Here is a 19487-nt window from a genome sequence, read left to right as displayed (position 1 = left end):
ACAAACATGGCAAGCTTATCAATCCGCAACGTGCGCAAGGTGTATCCGAATGGCGCAGAAATCCTCAAGGGCATCGACCTCGATATCGAGGATGGCCAGTTCCTGATCCTCGTTGGCGGTTCCGGCTGTGGCAAGTCCACGCTGCTGAACATGATCGCGGGCCTGGAATCCGTGACGCACGGTGAAATCGCCATCGGCGACCGTGTCGTCAACAAGGTGCCGCCAAAAGAGCGCGACATTGCAATGGTGTTCCAGTCGTATGCGCTGTATCCGACCATGACGGTGCGCGAAAACATTTCGTTCGGCCTGGGTATCCGCAAAGTGCCGCAGCAGGAGCAGGACAAGATCGTGGCCCGCGTCGCCGATACGCTGCAAATGGGGCACCTGCTGGACCGCAAGCCGGCGCAATTGTCCGGTGGCCAGCGCCAGCGCGTGGCCATGGGACGCGCGATTGCCCGCGATCCGTCGCTGTTCCTGTTCGACGAACCGCTGTCGAATCTCGACGCCAAGCTGCGCGTGGAAATGCGGGCTGAAATCAAGCTGCTGCACCAGCGCTTGGGCGCCACCATCGTCTACGTGACGCACGACCAGATTGAAGCCATGACCTTGGGTGACCGCATTGCCGTCATGCGTGACGGCGTCGTGCAGCAATTCGGCAGCCCGCAAGATATCTATGACTTGCCGAACAACCTGTACGTCGCAGGCTTTATTGGCTCGCCTTCGATGAACTTCCTGCGCGGCCGTTTGACGGCGCATGGCAGCGGCATTGCGTTCGCGCTGGAACATGCGGGCACCACGACGTTGCTGCCGGTGCCGGACCCGTCGAACGCGTTACTGCAATACGCGAACAAGGAAGTCATCCTCGGCATCCGTCCGGAACACGTGACCGACGCGGAATCCGCCCGCCGCGCCGCGACGGCGGAAGGCTACCACCCGACGGAAGTTGATTGCACCATCGAGATGACGGAGCCGACCGGGCCGGACACGCTGGTGTTCGCATGGTTCAACGGCATCCGCGCCACGTGCCGCACGCACCCGCGCGCCGGCGCACTGCCGGGCGGCGATGTGCGGCTGGCGTTTGACTTGTCGAAAGCCGTGTTCTTCGACCCGGCCAGCGAATTACGTATCGGTATGGCGCCAATGTAACGGCAAACTTGTATAAGCTCGATAACGACATGCGCCGGCAACGACCGGCGCAGCGGAGACGGTAGTGAAACTGCACGGGATAAAAATCGCCCACCGGCTGGCGCTGGGGTTCGGGCTGATGCTGGTATTGATGGCCGTGGTGGCCTCTATCGGCGCGTTGTCGGCGCGGGCGGCGCAAAGCCGGATGGCGCAGGCGGTCGAACGCAGCAACGCGCATTCGGTGGAGCTGGCGTCGATGCGCCAAGCGCTGTTCCGCCAGGGACAGGCGGCGCGCAACCTGGGCGCCACCAACGATTTGCAAAAGATGCAGTCGGAAATGGCGCGCGTCGTTGCGGAACAAACACGCTATGCCGAAGCGGAAAAGCGCTTGCTGGCGTCGATGCAAGGTGTGCCGCCTGATGCGGAGTCCGCTGCCGTGCTGGACGACATGCGCAGCTTTGCGCAGGCGTGCGCTCCGCAAATCGCACAGGCGCAAGCCTATGTCACGGAATTCAACGCGGGGCAGGCGCTGCGCGTATTGACGACGGAAGTGGCGCCGCTGCAGGAAAAATGGCTGGGGGCGCTGGATCGCATGACGGCCCTGCAAAACCGCAATGTCAGCCGCAGCCTGGCGGCGTTTGATGAACAGGGCCGCCATGCAATGCTGCTGATGGCCCTGGTCTGCGCCGTGGCGCTGGCGTTTGCCATGTTGGCCGCGTGGCGCCTGGCGCGCAGCATTACGCAGCCGCTGGGCCAGGCCCTGGCGCTGGCGCAGCGCGTAGCGGCAGGCGATTTGTGCGCGGGCGCGGAATTGCCGGGCCACGGCAGGAAAGATGAAACAGGCCAGTTGCTGGCGGCGCTGCATTCCATGCGGGCCAGCCTGGCGCGTACCGTCAGCACGGTGCGCAATGGCGCCGATACGGTCAGCGTGGCGTCGAGTGAAATCGCAGGCGGCAATGCGGATCTGTCGGTGCGGACGGAATCGCAGGCAGGCGCCTTGCAGCAGGCTGCCAGTTCGATGGAAGCGCTGATATCGACGGTGCGCGCCAACGCGGGCCACGCGCAGCAGGCGTCGCGACTGGCCGTATCGGCATCGCAGATCGCCGCGCAAGGCAGCGCGGCGATGTCCGGGGCGGTGGCAACCATGCAGGATATCCGCGCCGATGCGCACCGCATCATGGACATCATCGGTGTGATTGACGGCATTGCGTTCCAGACCAATATCCTGGCGCTGAACGCGGCGGTGGAAGCTGCCAGGGCCGGTGAACAAGGCCGCGGCTTTGCCGTCGTGGCCAGCGAAGTACGCTCGCTGGCCCAGCGCAGCGCCGGCGCGGCCAAGGAAATCAAGACCCTGATCGGCGGCGCTGTCTCCCGCATCGATACGGGCGGCGCGCAAGTCGATACGGCGGGCGCCACCATGCCCCGCATCGAGGCAGCCGTACGGCAGGTGGAAGACTACATGCGCGATATCGTCGACGCCAGCCAGCGCCAAAGCGACGGCATCGCGCAAGTGAGCCAGGTGATTGCCCGCATGGATGACATGACACAGCAAAATGCAGCGCTGGTAGAACAAGCCGCAGCGGCAGCCCAGAGCCTGCGCGAACAAGCGCAAGCGCTGGCCGGCACGGCAGCGGTATTCCGCCTGTAAGCGCGTCCCCGATTCCCTCCAACCCCTCTTTAGCCGGCTCACGCCGGCTTTTTTTTGTGGGGTCAGACGTGCATTCGTGCATATCCCCCGTGGGGTCAGACGTGCATTCGTGCGTATTTCCGCGTGTATTTCACTGCCGCGCCGCGCTTGTGCTGTCACTGCATGGCTTACACTGCTATCCCGGTCCGGCGCGCGCTGAATCGAAGTCAGGCCAGGCTGCCGATACACGGGTTAAAAAAGCACTGGCCCCGAAGTCCATACACGCAAACGCCTATGCGTGCAGTTGCGATGCCGCGCCGAAGCATGCATGAATGCACGTCTGACCCCACGGGCGGAATGCATGAATGCACGTCTGACCCCATGGTGGCAGCCAAGTTGGTAAGATGGAAGTTTTCCGCTAACGACTGAAACTGCCATGAAAATATCCGTGCTCCGGCGTGCCGCCGCGCTGCTTTGCCTCGTTCCTGCTGCTGCCGCGCTTGCCGCTGCAACGCCATCCGCCTCCGTCACCGCAGGCGAAAAGCTGTATCAGACGTATTGCGCGTCATGCCACGGCACCAAACTTGAAGGCGGCGCAGGCCCGACACTGCTCGACCACGCGTGGATCCACGGCGCCCCCACCAAGTCCAACCTCGTCAACACCATCAGCAAGGGCGTTGCCGGCAAAGGGATGCCGGCCTGGGGGCAGACCTTGAGCGCCGCGCAAATCAGCCACCTTGCCGACTTTATCGCGGCCGCGCCAAAGGCAACCGCATCCGTTGCCGCTGCCAAGCCTGCCTCCAGCGACAACCTGGCCGGCCTGAAATTGCCGAAGGGCTTCCACATTGCCGTCTATGCCGACAATGTGGAAACCGCCCGTTCCATGACGGTTTCTGATAGCGGTATCACCTACGTCGGTTCGCGCAAGGCCGGCAAGGTCTACGCGCTGGTGGACGACAACAAGGATGGCGTGGCCGACCGCGTCATCACCGTGGCGGAAGGCTTGCAGCATCCGATCGGCGTCACCATGCTGAACGGCGCCTTATATGTGGCGGAAATTTCCCGCATCATCCGCTTCGACAACATCGACAAGACCTACGCCGGCAAGCCCGCCTACAAGGTCGTCAAAGACGACTTGCCGAAAGAAACGTGGCACGGCGAGAAATACATCAAGGCTGGCCCGGACGGCAAGATTTACGTGCCGGTCGGCGCTCCCTGCAACACGTGCGACAAGGAAGGCGAGATTTACTCGAAGCTGTGGCGCATGAACCCGGACGGCAGCGGCTGGGAAGAATATGCGCGCGGCATCCGCAATACGGTCGGCTTCACGTGGCATCCGCAAACCAAAGAGCTGTGGTTCACCGATAACGGCCCCGATGAAATGGGCGACAACATGCCGTCGTGCGAATTGAATGTCGCGCCGAAAGCCGGCTTGCACTTCGGCTTCCCGTACTGCCACGGCGGCGTCTTGCCCGATCCGAAACTCGGCAAAGCCAACAGCTGCGAACAATATGTGCCGCCCGTTGCGCAACTGGGGCCGCATGTGGCGCCGCTGGGCTTGACGTTCTATACGGGCACGCAATTCCCGCAAATGTACCGCAATCAAATCTTTATCGCGGAACATGGCTCGTGGAACCGCGATAACAAGATCGGTTATCAGGTGAGCCTCGTCACGCTGTACGGCAACAAGGCCGTCAGCAAGACCACGTTCCTGGAAGGGTTCTTGCAGCGCGATGAAAAAGTCACCGGCCGCCCTGTTGACCTGGCGGTGATGGCCGATGGATCGCTGCTGGTGTCCGATGACCATGCGGGCAAGGTGTACCGCATCACGTACAGTAAGTAAGCGGAGGTGGTTGAGCTGCATGGCAGGCGGGGCAGCCTGCCGTACAGCCCGGAGAGGTAACGGGCGGGCATTGCACCCGCCTGCCCGGCATCGCCGCTGCGGCGCCGGGACTTAGCCGAACCGCTTACTTGCGGTCGTTTTTGTGGCTTTGACGGCCAGCTTCAGCGTGCTGTTCAGGCGTGCCGCCACGGGTGCCGCCCGACGAACCGCCGGATGAACCGCTACCTGATGAGCCGGATGAGCCGGATGAGCCGCTGGAACCCGACTGCTTGTTGCCGTCGTTTTTGTGGCTCTGGCTGCCTGCTTCACGTGCTTCTTCCGACGTGAATTCGTGCGCATGGCCGGAAGCGTGAGCGGCCCGGCCGCCTTCCGCTGCGATTTCACGCTGGCGTTGCGGGTCCATCGATGCAAACCCGCGGTTGCTGGTGTCGCCCGACTGCTTGCTGCCGCCTTGCGAACCACCCTGATTGCCACGATTGCCGCCGCGGTCGTCATCGTCCTTGCCGCGGCCCTGGTTACCTTGGTTACCTTGGTTAGCCATAACATCCTCCATAAATGGTTGGGTTGTCCTTTGGCGCATCGGCATGCTGCCTGTTGGGGCTCCGGAGCGATGCGCTAAAGGAGTCGTCATCCTAAGCCGCTCAACGATCGAATTCTGTAGGTGTGCTCATGGTATCCATGTAGGACTAGTCCACACCAGAAAGGAACACAGCCGTTACAAGGTGCGCAGGTAAGCCAGCAAATTCGCGATGCGCTGCTCATCGGAGATACCCCAGAACCGCATCTTGTTGTCCGGGACGACTTTCTGCGGTGAGCGCACAAAGGCCGCCAATACAGGCTCCGTCCACACGATGCCGGAATTCTTCATCGCTGCCGAATAGTTATAGTCAGTCGCTGCACCGGCGCGGCGGCCCACGATGCCCGTCAATTGCGGACCAAACCCGCTGCGCGCCGACGGTCCCGCCTGATGGCACCACTGGCATCGGGCAAACTCCGCCCGCCCTGCCTCGGCATTCCCCACCAGCGCGGCGGCCGCCGGTGCGCTGCCGGCCCGCACGTCCACGGCCACGCTGGCCGCCGCAGCCATCAGTGGCAGCGCCGCCCATCCGATTGTCCGCCTCATCGCTGCCCTTGTTCCAGGGTGTCCACCACGCGGCCCAGCGCCGCATCAAAACGTTCCCGCTGCTCGGCCAGCAATGCCCATACGCGGTTGTGCTGTCCGCCCTCCACCACCATCAATTCACGCTGCCGCGCACGTGCAGCCGACGCCACCAGCCGCTCAGGGATCTCCAGCGGAATCACGGCGTCGTGTTCCGCCGCCACCACCAGTAGCGATCCTTCAAAGTGCGCCAGGATATCCCACGCATCCGTGTCAGCCCAGCTGCGCTCGCGCCGGATCACGGCAGAAAATTCCGGCCCGAACGGCACGTCATACGCGGCCGGTGTGTACACGCCCGGCACCATCAGCACCAGTGCCTCCACTGAATGCAATTGCGTGAGCCGGATCGCGTTGTACGCCCCCATGCTGATGCCGATCAGCGACAGCGGCTCTTCGATGCGGCGCGCTGCGATCACGGCCTGCGCCTGGCGCGTGCGGCTGGCCACCGACGATTGCGATAATTCGCCACCGGTCTCGCCATGTCCCACGCAGTCAAAGCACGTGGTGCCCACGCCGCGCTGTTGCAGCGCGTTCCGCAGCAAATGGTGCATGTGGCGCGTGCTGGCGCCCGCCCCGTGCAGCAGCACTGTGTGGTTGCTGCGCTCGCCGGCATAGTGGTCGCCCTGCAATGTCCAGCCGTCAAAGGGAACGCCAAATTGCTCAATCCGTGCCGTCATGATGGTGATCGTTAGCAAAAGCGCCATTCTAAGACACGCCCGCCGCAGCCGTCCAAGAATTCGGATAGCCCGCACACACCCTTTCCAAGCCCTCATACGCGGCTTGCACACACCCCACTGCCGCCCATGAAAATGACTATATAAAACAATGACTTGCAAAAGTGTAACGAATTTTTTCAAGCAGGCACGGCGATTGCTATTAAGAAGCCAGCCCCGCGGCTTACCCGCTGCGGATCCCCACAAAAACGGAGACTGCTATGCAAAAAAAGCGCCCAATTACTCTCTACATCCTCGTCGCGATGCTGCTCGGTATCGCGGTCGGTTATGCCTGCCACACGATCTTCCCTGACAAGAAAATCGCTGCCACCATTTCCGGCCATATCTCTCTCATCACGGACATCTTCCTGCGCCTGATCAAAATGATCATTGCGCTGCTGGTGTTCTCGACGCTGACCGTCGGCATCGCCAACCTGTCCGATGGCAAAGCCGCCGGCCGTATCGGCGCCAAAGCCTTTGTCTGGTTCATGGGCGCCTCGCTGGTGTCGCTGACCTTGGGCATGGTGTTGTCCAACCTGTTCCAGCTCGGCACCAACCTGGGCTTGCCGCTGCCTGAAGTCACGGCCTCGACCGGCCTGAAAACCGCGGCCTTCACGCTGAAAGATTTTGTGTCGCACGTGGTGCCAAAATCGCCGATCGAAGCCATGGCAAACAACGAGATCCTGCAAGTGCTGGTGTTCTCGATCTTCTTCGGTTCCGCACTGGGCGCCATGGGCGAAACCGGCAAGCGCCTGCTGGTTGTGATTGACGAACTGTCGCAAGTGATGCTGAACATCACCAGCGCCATCATGAACATGGCGCCACTGGCCGTGTTTGCCGCGACCGCTTCCGTCGTGACCACCAACGGCCTGGGCATCCTGGCCACGTTCGCCAAATTCATGGGCGGCTTCTACTTCGCGCTGGCTTGCCTGTGGGGCTTGCTGATTGCCGCCGGTTTCGTCGTCATTGGTCCGCGCGTCTTCAAGCTGCTGGGCCTGATCCGCGAACCGTTCCTGCTGGCCTTCTCCACCGCCAGCTCGGAAGCCGCGTATCCAAAACTGTTGCTGGCACTGGACAAGTTCGGCGTACAGCGCCGCATTTCCAGCTTCGTCATGCCGATGGGTTATTCGTTCAACCTGGATGGCTCGATGATGTACTGCACCTTCGCCGTGCTGTTCATTGCACAGGCTTATGGCATCGACCTGTCGATCGGCACGCAAATCACCATGCTGCTGCTGTTGATGCTGACGTCGAAAGGGATCGCGGGCGTGCCGCGCGCATCGCTGGTCGTGATTGCCGCGACGCTCACGCAGTTCAACATTCCGGAAGCCGGCTTGCTGCTGCTGATGGGCGTGGACCAGTTCCTCGACATGGGCCGCTCGGCCACCAACGCTGTCGGCAATGCCATTGCCACCGCAGTCGTTGCGAAATGGGAAGGCGCGCTGGGCCAGCAGGAAGCGGACGAACACCGCGCCTACCCGCACGCTGCCTGATGCCAGCTCATTGATATACCGGCCCGGCAGGCACCGGGCCAGCTTTACCCCTCGCTTTACATAGAACACCACCTATACCAATACTAAGGAGTCAACATGAAATACGCCGCAATCGCCCTCGCCACCACCATCCTGTCGCTGGGCAGCAGCGCCGTTCATGCGCAATCGAACATCAAGATTTACGGCGTTGCCGATGGCGGTATCGTCATCGAACGCGGCGGCGTGGGCGGCACCAATACCTACGTCAGCAGCGGCCTCAATTCCGGTTCCCGCATTGGTTTCAAGGGCACGGAAGACCTGGGCAGCGGCTTGAAAGCCAACTTCGTCATCGAAGGCGGCGTAGGCATTGATACCGGCGCGTCCGGCCAGGGCGGCCTGACGTTTGGCCGCCAGTCGTTTGTCGGCCTGTCCGGCGACTTCGGCTCGCTCAGCGTCGGCCGCCAGTACTCGGCCTATTACAAAGCGCTGCGCGACGTGGCCGACCCGTTCGAAGACGGCCTGGCCGGCCAGGCGCCGAACATCATGGCCGCGCCACGCCGTATCGATAACTCCATCAGCTTCTCGTCGCTGCGTTACGCAGGCTGGGCGCTGGACGCCACCTATGGCGCTGGCGAAGTGGCCGGCAACAGCACCCGCAAGCGTTCGCTGAGCGTAGCCACCAACTACGTGCAAGGCCCGCTGGCCGTGGTGCTGGCGCACCATCGCAAGGAAGACGCGGTGCTGGACGCCCATACGCGCAATTCGCTGGCCACCGTGCGCTACACGGTCGGCGCCTACACGGGCCACCTGGCCTATGTGCAAAACCGCGGCGCCGCCGGCGCCGACAGCCGCGACTTGCTGGCCGGCGTCAGCGCGGAATTCGGGCCACACCGCTTCCTGGGTTCCGTGGTCGACCACCAGGACCGCAGCAAATTGAACCAGGATGCGCGCCAGTTCGGCGTCGCATACATGTATGCACTGTCCAAGCGCACCGACGTGTACACGGCGTATGGCCATATCAACAACCAGAATGGCGCCAAATTCACCGTTGGCAATGCCACTGATGACGGCCATACCCCGACTGCCTTCAACCTGGGCATGCGTCACCTGTTTTAATCCACCAGGCGAGGATTAATCATGGAGCGGCCACTGCGGTTATTACGGAGTGGCCGCCTGTTCTATCTTTGCTATAGTCTGTTCATGCCACCTTCGCACGACACTCCCTCGCTGCCACCGGCCCTTGCGCCGCGGCTGGCGCCGGCGCACGTCCGCCCACGCTGGCGCAGTGCGCTCGCGTGGATGATCGTCGTGCTGGTGGGCGCCGCATTGGCATGGCTGGCTTACTGGTGGCTGGAAGAATTGAATACGGAGCGGGTCCGCTCCGCCGGAGCGCGCCGCCTGGAAACCTATGCGGCCAGCCTGGAAAACTTGCTCGATAAATATGAATTCCTGCCGCGCATGCTGGAGCTGGACAAGGAAGTGGTGGCGCTGCTGCAGCACCAGGACGACCCGGCATTGCGCAGCACCGTCAACGAATACCTGGAACGCCTGAACCGCCAGGCCGGCACCAGCACCATTTACATCGTCAATTTGCAGGGCCGCACGCAGGCCGCCAGCAACTGGCGCCAGAAAGACAGTTTTGTCGGCGACTACGTGGCGTTCCGCCCGTATTTGCAAGACGCGCTGCGCGGGCGCTCGGGACGCTTTTATGGCGTCGGCACCACCAACCGCGAAGCCGGCTATTTTTTCGCACAAGGCATTTACCGCGACGGCAAAATGCTGGGCGTGGCGACCGTCAAGGTCAACATCAGCGAACTGGAAAAAAGCTGGAACACAGGCACCATCGACAAAGTCATGCTGGCTGACAGCAATGGCGTGATTTTCCTCAGTTCCGCCCCTGCATGGCGCTATCGTACGCTGAGCCCCTTGCCCGCCAGTGTGCGCGCCAGCCTGGAACAAACCCGCCAATATCACCAGGAGCCATTGCCGCCGCTGCGCTTCGATGCCGACGTGCCCCGCAACGACGGCACGCGCGTGGTATCCATCCGCGATCCGGGCGCGCCGGACAACTTGCGTCCCGTGCCGATGCTGGCGCAAACCCGCACGCTGGCGCCGCGCCAGTGGACGTTTATTTATTTATCCGACTTGTCGACCGTACGCGCCAATTCGCGCATTGGCATGGTGTTTGCCATCCTCGCCTATGGCTTCCTCGTGCTGCTGTTCCTGTTCTTCCGCCAGCGGCGGCGCGCGCTGCGCCAGCGGCTGCAGGCACGCGAAGATTTGCTGTCCGCGTATAACAGCCTGGAAGCCATGGTGGCCGAGCGCACGTCGCGCCTGGAAAAAATCACGCAAAGCCTGTCGGAAGAAATCGAAGTGCGGCGCCAGGCCGAGCAGCAATTGCACCGTACGCAAAGCGAACTGTTCCAGGCCGGGAAAATGGCTGTGCTGGGGCAAATGTCGGCCAGTATCACGCACGAATTGAACCAGCCGCTGACGGCGCTGCGCACCATGTCCGACAATGCCGTGCTGCTGTTTGAGCGCGGCCGCATGGACGACGCCCGCAACAACTTGAAAAACATTTCGCAGATCGTGGCCCGCATGGGCACCATCACGGGCAAGCTGAAGACCTTTGCCCGCAAGTCCAACGACGCGCTGGTGGCGGTATCGATCGATACGGCCATCTCCAATGTGCTGGTGCTGATCGAGCGCCGCATGTCGCTGGAAAAGGTCACGTTCCAGCTGCGCATCGCGGAGCCGGAACTGTATGCGCTGTGCGACAGCAACCGGCTGGAGCAGGTGTTGCTGAACTTGATGACCAACGCACTCGATTCGATGGCCGCCAGCAGTGAAAAAGTATTGAGCCTGAGCGTCGGCCGGGCCGCAGAATGGGTGGAATTGCGCGTATGCGATACGGGCCCGGGCCTGTCGGAAGAAACGCGCGCCCATTTATTTGAACCGTTTTACACTACCAAGCCACAGGGACAGGGTCTCGGCCTCGGCCTTGCGATCTCCGAGCAGATCATCAAGGATTTCGGTGGCACATTAAGCGCGGAGCACACGGGAGCCGGTGCATGTTTCGCCATCAAATTAAAACCGGCTCCCATGGAGACATGATGGACAGCATTTACGACATTGAGATTTTACTGGTCGAAGACGACCCGACCGTGCGCGCCGGCAGTGCGCAGGCGCTGGATTTGGCCGGCTTTAACGTGCGTGAATTCGTCGAAGCGGAAAAAGCCCTGGCGCAAATTGAGGCGCACGCGCCGTTCGTGCTGGTGACCGATGTGCGCCTGCCCGGCATGAGCGGCCTGGAATTGCTGCAGGCGGCGCGCAAGATCGATCCGAATATGCCGGTGATCGTCGTGACGGGCCATGGCGATATCGCGATGGCCGTGCAGGCGATGCATGACGGCGCGTATGACTTCATTGAAAAGCCGTATTCATCCGAACAGCTGGCCGACGTCGTGCGCCGCGCGGCCGACAAGCGCGCGCTGCAGCTGGAAGTGCACAGCCTGCGCCAGCGCCTCGCCAACAGCCATGGCATAGCCGCCACCCTGCTGGGCAATGCGCCCGCCATGGTGGAATTGCGCCGCCTGATCGACAGCGTGGCGGTCCAGCCGGCCGATGTGCTGATTTATGGTGAAACCGGCACGGGCAAGGAATTGGTGGCGCGCTGCCTGCACCAGTTCAGCCAGCGCGCGTCCAGCCACTATGTGGCCATCAATTGCGGCGCGGTGCCGGAAACCATCTTTGAAAGCGAATTGTTTGGCCACGAAGCGGGCGCGTTTACCGGCGCGGCCAAGCGCCAGGTGGGCAAGATCGAGCATGCCGATGGCGGCACGCTGTTCCTCGACGAGATTGAAAGCTTGCCGCTGACGCTGCAAGTGAAGCTGTTGCGCGTGCTGCAGGAACGCTATATCGAGCGGCTGGGTTCCAATTCGCCGGTGCCCGTCAACGTGCGCGTGGTGGCGGCGTCGAAGGTGGATTTGAAAGAGTTTTCCGACCAGGGAAAATTCCGCAGCGACTTGTATTACCGCTTGAATTTGATCGTGCTGCGCATCCCGCCGCTGCGCGAGCGGCGCGAAGATATCCCGCTGCTGTTCGAGCACTTCCTGATGGATGCGTGCACGCGCTACAACCGCGACATGCCGATGGTGCCGGCTGCGCACATGCAGGCGCTGATGGCGCATAACTGGCCGGGCAACGTGCGTGAATTGCGCAATGCGGCGGACCGCTTCGCGCTGGGCATGGGCACGGGGCCAAATGGCGGCATCGCGGCATCGCTGCCGCTGGCGGACCAGGTGGCCGCGTTTGAGCGGGCGCTGATCGAACTGGAATTGCGCAATGCGGGCGGCAGCGTGGCCGATGCGTGCGCGGCGCTGTCGGTGCCGAAGCAGACGCTGTACCACAAGATGCAAAAGTACGGTTTGGCTGGCGAAGATTACCGCGCTTGATCACCCACGGTGCCAGGCACCAAAGCAAAATTTTTCAATGCGCTACTGCCTGCTGTAGGGCGGATTAGCGCGCAGCACATAATCCGCCATGCCTGTGCGGCCTGCACGCATGGCGGATTACGCTAACGCTAATCCGCCCTACGCTTGAAGCTGGGGCAACTTCCACGCCTACCGGTGGCATAGCTAATAAAAAACCGCCGGGCTTGCGCACCGGCGGTTTTCACTGATAGCCTGACGCAGATTACTGCGCAGCAGCTTGTGCAGCTTCTTCAGCCACAGCCTTCATCGACAGCTTCAGGCGGCCGCGCTCGTCGGTCTCCAGCACTTTCACGCGCACTTGCTGGCCTTCTTTCAGGTAGTCGGCCACGGCGTTCACACGCTCGTTGGCGATCTGCGAAATGTGCAGCAGGCCGTCTTTGCCTGGCATCACTTGCACGATGGCGCCGAAGTCCAGCAGCTTCAGCACGGTGCCGTCGTAGGTCTTGCCCACTTCAACCGATGCGGTCAACTCTTCGATGCGGCGCTTGGCTTCCTGGCCGGCAGCGGCGTCCACCGAAGCGATGGTCACGATGCCTTCGTCGCTGATGTCGATCTGCGTGCCGGTTTCTTCGGTCAGCGCGCGGATCACGGCGCCGCCCTTGCCGATCACGTCACGGATCTTCTCTGGGTTGATCTTGATGGTGATCAGGCGCGGTGCGAAGTCCGACAGTTCGGTCTTCACGTGCGGCATGGCTTTTTGCATTTCGCCCAGGATGTGCTCGCGGCCTTCCTTGGCTTGCGCCAGCGCCACTTGCATGATTTCCTTGGTGATGCCCTGGATCTTGATGTCCATCTGCAGCGCGGTAATACCGTTGGCGGTGCCGGCTACTTTGAAGTCCATGTCGCCCAGGTGGTCTTCGTCGCCCAGGATGTCGGACAGCACGGCGAAGCGGCCGCCTTCCTTGATCAGGCCCATTGCGATACCCGCCACGTGCGCTTTCATCGGCACGCCGGCATCCATCAGCGCCAGGCAGCCGCCGCAGACGGAAGCCATCGACGACGAACCGTTCGATTCAGTGATTTCCGACACCAGGCGCACGGAGTACGAGAACTCTTCCTGCGATGGCAGCGCGGCAACCAGTGCGCGCTTGGCCAGGCGGCCGTGGCCGATTTCACGGCGCTTCGGCGTGCCAACACGGCCGGTTTCGCCGGTGGCGAACGGTGGCATGTTGTAGTGCAGCATGAAGTCGTCCGTGTATTCGCCCATCAGCGCATCGATTTTTTGCGAATCGCGCGCGGTGCCCAGGGTGGCGACAACCAGCGCCTGGGTTTCGCCACGGGTGAACAGTGCGGAGCCGTGGGTGCGCGGCAGCACGGACGAACGGATCGAGATTGGACGCACGGTGCGGGTGTCGCGGCCGTCGATACGTGGCTCGCCTTCCAGGATTTGCGAGCGCACGACCTTGGCTTCCATGTCGAACAGGATGTTGCCGACTTCAACCGCGTCAGGTGCGGCAGCGCCGGCGGCAGCCGCTTCGGCTTCCAGGTCGGCTTGCACTTGCGATTGCATCGCGCGCAGTTTTTCCGTACGGGCTTGCTTGTCCTTGGTCTGGTACGCTTCGCGGATTTTCGCTTCAGCGAAGTGCGCCACGCGGGCGATCAGCGCTTCGTTCTTTGGCGCCGGGGCCCATTCGTGCTCTGGCTTGCCGCCATCACGCACCAGTTCGTGGATCGCATCGATCACGACTTTCATTTGCTCGTGGCCATACACCACGGCGCCCAGCATGACTTCTTCCGACAGTTGCTGCGCTTCCGATTCCACCATCAGCACGGCAGTTTCAGTACCGGCCACCACCAGATCCATCTGGGACGTTTTCAGTTGCGCTGCGGTTGGGTTCAGGATGTACTGGCCATCCTTGTAGCCCACGCGGGCGGCGCCGATTGGGCCGTTGAATGGCACGCCAGCCACGCACAGGGCGGCGGAAGCACCGATCATCGATGCGATGTCCGGGTCGATTTCAGGATTTACCGACAGAACGTGCACAATTACTTGCACTTCGTTCATGTAGCCTTCCGGGAACAGAGGGCGGATAGGACGGTCGATCAAACGGGAGGTCAGCGTTTCTTTCTCGGAAGGACGGCCTTCGCGCTTAAAGAAACCGCCAGGGATTTTACCTGCCGCGTAGGTTTTTTCCAGGTAGTCAACGGTCAGAGGGAAGAAGTCCTGGCCTGGTTTCGCGTCTTTACGCGCCACCACAGTTGCCAGCACGACGGTGTCATCCATCGAAACCATGACTGCGCCGGATGCCTGGCGAGCGATTTCGCCGGTTTCCAGGGTCACGGTGTGTTGGCCGTACTGGAAGGTTTTCGTAACTTTGTTAAACATGGGTAATCCCTTTCTATTTGCCGACAGATTTTCAGGAGCTGTCGTTCACCTCACCACGGACAGCGAATTTAACAATTGGGCGCCGGGCCTTTAGGCCGGGCTCCCACAACTTTCCGCTGCCTTTACTGCTATTACTGCAATTACTGCATGTGCATCAACTGCTGGATTGCCCGATTTAGTCCCGGGTTTAAATGACAAAATGCCCGCGGCAGCGAACTGACGCAGGCATTTTGATTAAGCCGGGACGTACAAAGATTACTTACGCAGGCCCAGTTTAGCGATCAGATCGCGGTAACGGGTTGCATCTTTGTTTTTCAGGTAAGCCAGCAGGCTCTTACGACGGTTAACCATCATGATCAGGCCACGGCGGGAGTGGTGATCTTTGGTGTGGGCTTTGAAGTGGCCGTTCAGTTCGTTGATGCGTGCGGTCAGCAGTGCAACTTGAACTTCTGGCGAGCCGGTGTCGTTTTGGCCACGTGCGTTGTCCGCGATGATGGCGGCCTTGTTGATGTTTTCTACGGTCATGTTAATACCTTTCACATGCGGTGGTCGGAGTTCGCACCCCATTCACCGTGACTACGTTAATAAAAAAACCTGGCCCGTTAAGGCCAGACCCGGAAGTATAGCGGAATTTCGCGCCAGTGCCACTTTGTTTATCTCTAAAATGGCAGGCAGGGAGGAAAAAGCGTGAAAAATCTTAAATTTGTAGCAAGTTTTACACTACTGGCCGGCCTGGTCTGCCTGCCTGGTTGCGCCGGACTGTCCGGACCGCCAAATCCGGTCGCCACGGATGCCACGTTTGCGGCACTCAAACCCGGCGTCGATACGCAAGCCACGGTGGCGCAAAAGCTGGGGCGGCCCTATGACACCACGTATTTGACGTTGCGCGACATGAACGTGTGGTCATACAAATACCGGCAGGCCGGCATCTGGTATTCGCTGATGCACCTGCATTTCGACCGCCAGGGCGTGCTGCGCGAATTGATGTCCGGCCCGGATCCGGATTACGAAGACCGGCGTTCGTTCTGACTTATTCTGTCTGCGGATTCAAGCGTTCAGTCTTCGAATGCAGCTTATTCAAGCCAGACAAGTACGCCTTGGCGGACGCCACCACGATGTCCGGATCCGCGCCCACGCCATTGACGATCCGGCCGGCATTCGACAGGCGCATCGTGACCTCCCCTTGCGACTGCGTGCCCGTGCTGATCGCATTGATCGAGAACAGCACCAGTTCCGCGCCCGTTTGCGCCGCGCTTTCAATTGCGTTCACCATCGCGTCAACCGGACCGTCGCCCGTGCCTTCGCAGCTATGCTCCTTGCCGCCGATGGAAAACACGACCTTCGCATGGGGCATTTCACCGGTTTCTGAACGCTGCGCCAGCGACACGAAGCGGTAGTATTCATCTTCGTGCGCGTGTTCTTCATCCGTCACCAGCGCCACGATGTCTTCATCGAAAATTTCCGCCTTGCGGTCAGCCAGTTCCTTGAAGCGGGTAAAGGCGGCATTGATTTCCGCCTCGGAATCCATGTCGATGCCCAGTTCCTGCAAGCGCTGCTTGAACGCATTGCGGCCGGACAGCTTGCCCAGCACGATTTTATTGGCGGTCCAGCCCACGTCTTCCGCGCGCATGATTTCATACGTTTCGCGGGCTTTCAGGATGCCGTCCTGGTGGATGCCGGACGCATGCGCAAACGCATTGGCGCCCACCACGGCCTTGTTCGGCTGCACGGCAAAGCCCGTGATTTGCGACACCATTTTTGACGCGGCCACGATTTGCGTGGTATCGATATTCGTCGTCAAGTTGTAATAGCCGCCGCGCGTGCGCAGCGCCATCACGACTTCTTCCAGCGCGGTATTGCCGGCCCGCTCACCGAGGCCGTTGATCGTGCATTCAATTTGCCGCGCCCCGCCGATCATCACGCCGGCCAGCGAATTGGCCACCGCCAGCCCCAGGTCGTTATGGCAGTGCACGGACCAAATCGCCTTGTCGGAATTCGGAATGCGCTCGCGCAAGCGGCGGATGGTTTCACCAAACAATTCCGGCACGGCATAGCCAACCGTGTCGGGGAAATTAATGGTGGTGGCGCCTTCGGCAATCACGCCTTCCAGCACGCGGCACAGGAAATCCTCTTCCGAGCGGCTGCCGTCTTCCGGTGAAAATTCAATGTCATCCGTGTGGTTGCGGGCAAAGCGCACGGCCAGCTTTGCCTGTTCCAGCACTTGCGCAGGCTCCATGCGCAGCTTCATTTGCATGTGCAAGGGCGAGGTGGCAATAAACGTGTGGATGCGCTTGCGGGCGGCAGGCTGCAGCGCTTCGGCGGCGCGGGCAATGTCGCGGTCATTGGCGCGCGACAGCGAACAGACAGTGGAATCCTTGACGGCGGCGGCAATGGCGCGGATGGATTCGAAATCGCCCTGTGATGCCGCGGCAAAGCCCGCCTCGATCACATCCACCCGCAGCCGTTCCAGCTGCTTGGCGATGCGCAGTTTTTCTTCCCGCGTCATCGACGCGCCCGGCGATTGTTCGCCGTCGCGCAAGGTGGTGTCGAAAATGATCAGGCGGTCACTGTTGCTCATATTGGCTCCTTGGTTGCACCGCCCCGTCACGGTCAGCGTCGGGTCAGCGGCGTTCGCTTTGGTCTACAGGTTCGTGTTCAGTCTGGACAATCGACACAGGTTTGCCCTTGGCCATGCGCCAGAAAAACACGGCATAGCCGGACAAGCCATAAATCAGGAAAATCGGGAACATGACTTTCGGCGGGTCGATCGATACCAGCGCAAACACCAGCGCAATCACGAACACGAAAATAAACGGGACCGATTTGCGGAAGTTCAATTCCTTGAAGCTGTAGAACGGCACGTTGGTGACCATGGTCAAGCCTGCAAACAGGGCAATGGCAAACGACGTCCACGACAGTTGCAAGCCCGGCACTTCCAGGTCATTCATCAACAGCACAAAGCCGACCACGGTGGCAGCCGCAGCCGGGCTCGGCATGCCCTGGAAGAAACGCTTGTCGACCACTTCAATGTTGGTATTGAAACGGGCCAGCCGCAGTGCGGCGCCGGCGCAATAGACAAACGCGGCAATCCAGCCCAGCTTGCCCATGCCGCGCAGCGACCATTCATAGATGACCAGCGCCGGCGCGGCGCCAAACGACACCATGTCGGCCAGGCTGTCGTACTGGGCGCCAAATTCGCTTTGGGTATTGGTGAGGCGGGCGATGCGGCCATCGAGGCCGTCGAGGATCATGGCAACAAAAATGGCCCAGGCGGCATGTTCAAAACGCTGGTTCATGGCCATGACGATGGCAAAAAAGCCGCAAAACAGCGCCCCCGTCGTAAAGGCATTCGGCAACAGGTAAATGCCGCGCGAGCGCGGCTGTTCATCCTGCCCCCTTACCCTGCGCGCGAACTTCGCAAAGCGCGAGTTCTTGGGCTTGGCCGGGCTATTGCCATTCTTGTTTCTGCGACGGGGGAAAGTTGCCATATGAATCCATTTCTATGCTATCTGCGACCTATTATATCGAGAGACGACCTTGCAGCAAAAGAAATAGACTCAGCCCTCCAGTCAGTTAAGTCTTATTTAAACCGGACTTTTCCGACCAAATGCATGTTCAGCGTCGTCTCGCCTGGCTCGAAGCTGGGTTCTTCCACTGCCATTTCCTGCGCGGGGGCCGCGCCCTTCATCATCATCGGCTGCGAACGGGCAAACGAAGCATTGCCGCCCGCATAGTTGCCGGAACCTTCGAAATCCACGGTTTCCAGCAGCGCATCGGCTGGATTACGGCCCATAGCGCGGGAAATCGCGGCGATGCGTTCCTGCAAGTTCTGGTACGTGGCAGCGATGCGCTGTTCATCCAGTTTTTTCGTGGCGACTCGCGACAAGCCAAAACTGATGCCGTTCAGGGTCAAGATTTTTTGCGCACTGGCCACGGTTTTCGGCAATTTATCCAGGCTGGTGGTGGTCACTTGCAAATACTGGCCCACGCGCCATGCGGCCGGCTGGCGCACCTTGGGCGCGGCGCCGGGCGGCAGCGGGCGCTCTTCCGGATACACGGGATACGTGTAATAGCCCTGCGTTTTCATCGCGGCCGTGGGATCTTCCTTGCGCAAAATTTCCATGCCCTGTTTCATTTTCAAATTCACGCGCGACGCGGCGGCAGCCTTGTCCTTGTCCTGCTCTTCAATGGCCATCGTCACCACGGCCTGGTCATTTGGCGCCGTGACTTCGCCATTGGCGGCCACGATGACTTCGGTGCCGGAAGGCGGCGTGGTCTGGGCGTAAGCTTGCGTGGCCAGCAGCAGCGTGGCGGCCAGCAGGTTTTTGCGGAAGGTCATCTTGTTGTTCTCCAAATTGCTAACAGTGAACGCACTTTAACCCATCTCAAACTTTTCACCGGAATCCCTTGGTGACCTTTTGTAACAGCGTGGCAGGCGCTACAAAGTTGTAAAAATAAGAATATGGCCGATAAAGCCGAGACTGCCGATATCAACGATGCGGGGATGGTAGCAGGCAGCTATGTCAATAGCAGTGCGTTCCTGTATCAGAATGGCGCGGCGACACCAATTCCGTTCCCCGGCGCATTCAAGACCATGGCAGTCGCGATCAATGCGCGCGGCATGCTGCTGGCCGGCCTGGGTGTGATCGGCGTTGCCCTGCGCCGCCGCTCTTCCACCGCTGGCCAGGGGCGATAAAACCCGGCTGGTCATTCGGCGCCGCGGCCGTTT

General features: G+C 61.0%; 17 protein-coding genes. 9 read left to right on the top strand and 8 right to left on the bottom strand.

The genetic code is table 11. The annotated features are described in order from the left end of the window. The first annotated feature begins 6 nt into the window (after positions 1 to 6). From GM668_RS08735 to GM668_RS08725, 3 genes are all read left to right on the top strand, one after another. Positions 7 to 1146 carry an ABC transporter ATP-binding protein gene (locus GM668_RS08735; RefSeq protein WP_155438576.1) on the top strand — a complete coding sequence of 380 codons (1140 nt, stop codon included), beginning with the start codon at positions 7 to 9 and terminating at the stop codon, positions 1144 to 1146. A gap of 64 nt (positions 1147 to 1210) precedes the next feature. Further along, positions 1211 to 2773 (top strand): methyl-accepting chemotaxis protein, encoded by a 1563-nt coding sequence (locus GM668_RS08730; protein WP_155438575.1) that lies wholly within the window; start codon positions 1211 to 1213, stop codon positions 2771 to 2773. 415 nt (positions 2774 to 3188) lie between these two features. After that, positions 3189 to 4595, top strand: coding sequence for a c-type cytochrome (locus GM668_RS08725; protein WP_155438574.1), 1407 nt, complete (start codon positions 3189 to 3191; stop codon positions 4593 to 4595). A 124-nt stretch (positions 4596 to 4719) separates the two neighbouring features. Here the strand turns inward: GM668_RS08725 and GM668_RS08720 are convergent, their stop codons facing one another. From GM668_RS08720 to GM668_RS08710, 3 genes are all read right to left on the bottom strand, one after another. Then, a complete protein-coding gene (locus GM668_RS08720) occupies positions 4720 to 5136 on the bottom strand; it encodes a KGG domain-containing protein (protein ID WP_155438573.1) in 417 nt (138 codons plus the stop codon). A gap of 174 nt (positions 5137 to 5310) precedes the next feature. After that, positions 5311 to 5718, bottom strand: coding sequence for a c-type cytochrome (locus GM668_RS08715; protein WP_155438572.1), 408 nt, complete (start codon positions 5716 to 5718; stop codon positions 5311 to 5313). After that, on the bottom strand, positions 5715 to 6431 hold the full coding sequence (locus GM668_RS08710) for an alpha/beta hydrolase (RefSeq protein WP_229499082.1): 717 nt from the start codon (positions 6429 to 6431) through the stop codon (positions 5715 to 5717). Before GM668_RS08710 ends, GM668_RS08715 begins: the two co-directional genes overlap by 4 nt. A 257-nt stretch (positions 6432 to 6688) precedes the next feature. On the opposite strand from GM668_RS08710, the gene GM668_RS08705 reads away from it, so the two are divergent. From GM668_RS08705 to GM668_RS08690, 4 genes are all read left to right on the top strand, one after another. Further along, the gene (locus tag GM668_RS08705) at positions 6689 to 7960 is read left to right on the top strand and encodes a dicarboxylate/amino acid:cation symporter (RefSeq protein WP_155438570.1); all 1272 of its coding nucleotides are present in this window, start codon (positions 6689 to 6691) and stop codon (positions 7958 to 7960) included. Between the two features lie 96 nt (positions 7961 to 8056). Beyond that, positions 8057 to 9055 (top strand): porin, encoded by a 999-nt coding sequence (locus GM668_RS08700; RefSeq protein ID WP_155438569.1) that lies wholly within the window; start codon positions 8057 to 8059, stop codon positions 9053 to 9055. 84 nt (positions 9056 to 9139) lie between these two features. Continuing rightward, on the top strand, positions 9140 to 11053 hold the full coding sequence (locus tag GM668_RS08695; protein ID WP_155438568.1) for a sensor histidine kinase: 1914 nt from the start codon (positions 9140 to 9142) through the stop codon (positions 11051 to 11053). Then, positions 11053 to 12393 carry a sigma-54-dependent transcriptional regulator gene (locus tag GM668_RS08690; RefSeq protein ID WP_155438799.1) on the top strand — a complete coding sequence of 447 codons (1341 nt, stop codon included), beginning with the start codon at positions 11053 to 11055 and terminating at the stop codon, positions 12391 to 12393. Before GM668_RS08695 ends, GM668_RS08690 begins: the two co-directional genes overlap by 1 nt. Before the next feature lie 241 nt (positions 12394 to 12634). Here GM668_RS08690 and pnp read toward each other — a convergent pair whose 3' ends face one another. Further along, positions 12635 to 14758: a polyribonucleotide nucleotidyltransferase gene (gene pnp, locus GM668_RS08685; RefSeq protein ID WP_155438567.1), complete on the bottom strand. Its 2124-nt coding sequence runs from the start codon at positions 14756 to 14758 to the stop codon at positions 12635 to 12637. 255 nt (positions 14759 to 15013) lie between these two features. Then, a complete protein-coding gene (rpsO, locus tag GM668_RS08680; protein ID WP_155438566.1) occupies positions 15014 to 15283 on the bottom strand; it encodes a 30S ribosomal protein S15 in 270 nt (89 codons plus the stop codon). A 162-nt stretch (positions 15284 to 15445) separates the two neighbouring features. On the opposite strand from rpsO, the gene GM668_RS08675 reads away from it, so the two are divergent. Continuing rightward, on the top strand, positions 15446 to 15787 hold the full coding sequence (locus GM668_RS08675; protein ID WP_155438565.1) for a hypothetical protein: 342 nt from the start codon (positions 15446 to 15448) through the stop codon (positions 15785 to 15787). Position 15788: 1 nt separating this feature from the next. On the opposite strand, the gene GM668_RS08670 is transcribed toward GM668_RS08675, so the two are convergent. From GM668_RS08670 to GM668_RS08660, 3 genes are all read right to left on the bottom strand, one after another. After that, positions 15789 to 17336, bottom strand: a complete 1548-nt coding sequence (locus tag GM668_RS08670) for a 2-isopropylmalate synthase (protein ID WP_155438564.1) — start codon at positions 17334 to 17336, stop codon at positions 15789 to 15791. A 43-nt stretch (positions 17337 to 17379) separates the two neighbouring features. After that, positions 17380 to 18246, bottom strand: a complete 867-nt coding sequence (pssA, locus tag GM668_RS08665; protein WP_155438563.1) for a CDP-diacylglycerol--serine O-phosphatidyltransferase — start codon at positions 18244 to 18246, stop codon at positions 17380 to 17382. A 92-nt stretch (positions 18247 to 18338) separates the two neighbouring features. Continuing rightward, positions 18339 to 19097, bottom strand: a complete 759-nt coding sequence (locus GM668_RS08660) for an SIMPL domain-containing protein (RefSeq protein ID WP_155438562.1) — start codon at positions 19095 to 19097, stop codon at positions 18339 to 18341. A gap of 123 nt (positions 19098 to 19220) precedes the next feature. Here GM668_RS08660 and GM668_RS08655 point away from each other — a divergent pair, with 123 nt between their 5' ends. Then, complete coding sequence (locus tag GM668_RS08655) at positions 19221 to 19454, top strand: hypothetical protein (RefSeq protein ID WP_155438561.1); 234 nt, start codon at positions 19221 to 19223, stop codon at positions 19452 to 19454. Positions 19455 to 19487: the final 33 nt, after the last annotated feature.

Origin of the sequence: Pseudoduganella ginsengisoli, assembly GCF_009720865.1 — a bacterium.
GTDB classification, from domain to species: Bacteria; Pseudomonadota; Gammaproteobacteria; order Burkholderiales; family Burkholderiaceae_D; genus Rugamonas; species Rugamonas ginsengisoli.
The sequence above is the reverse complement of the archived record's forward strand: the minus strand, read 5'-3'. Positions and strand labels throughout refer to the sequence as shown.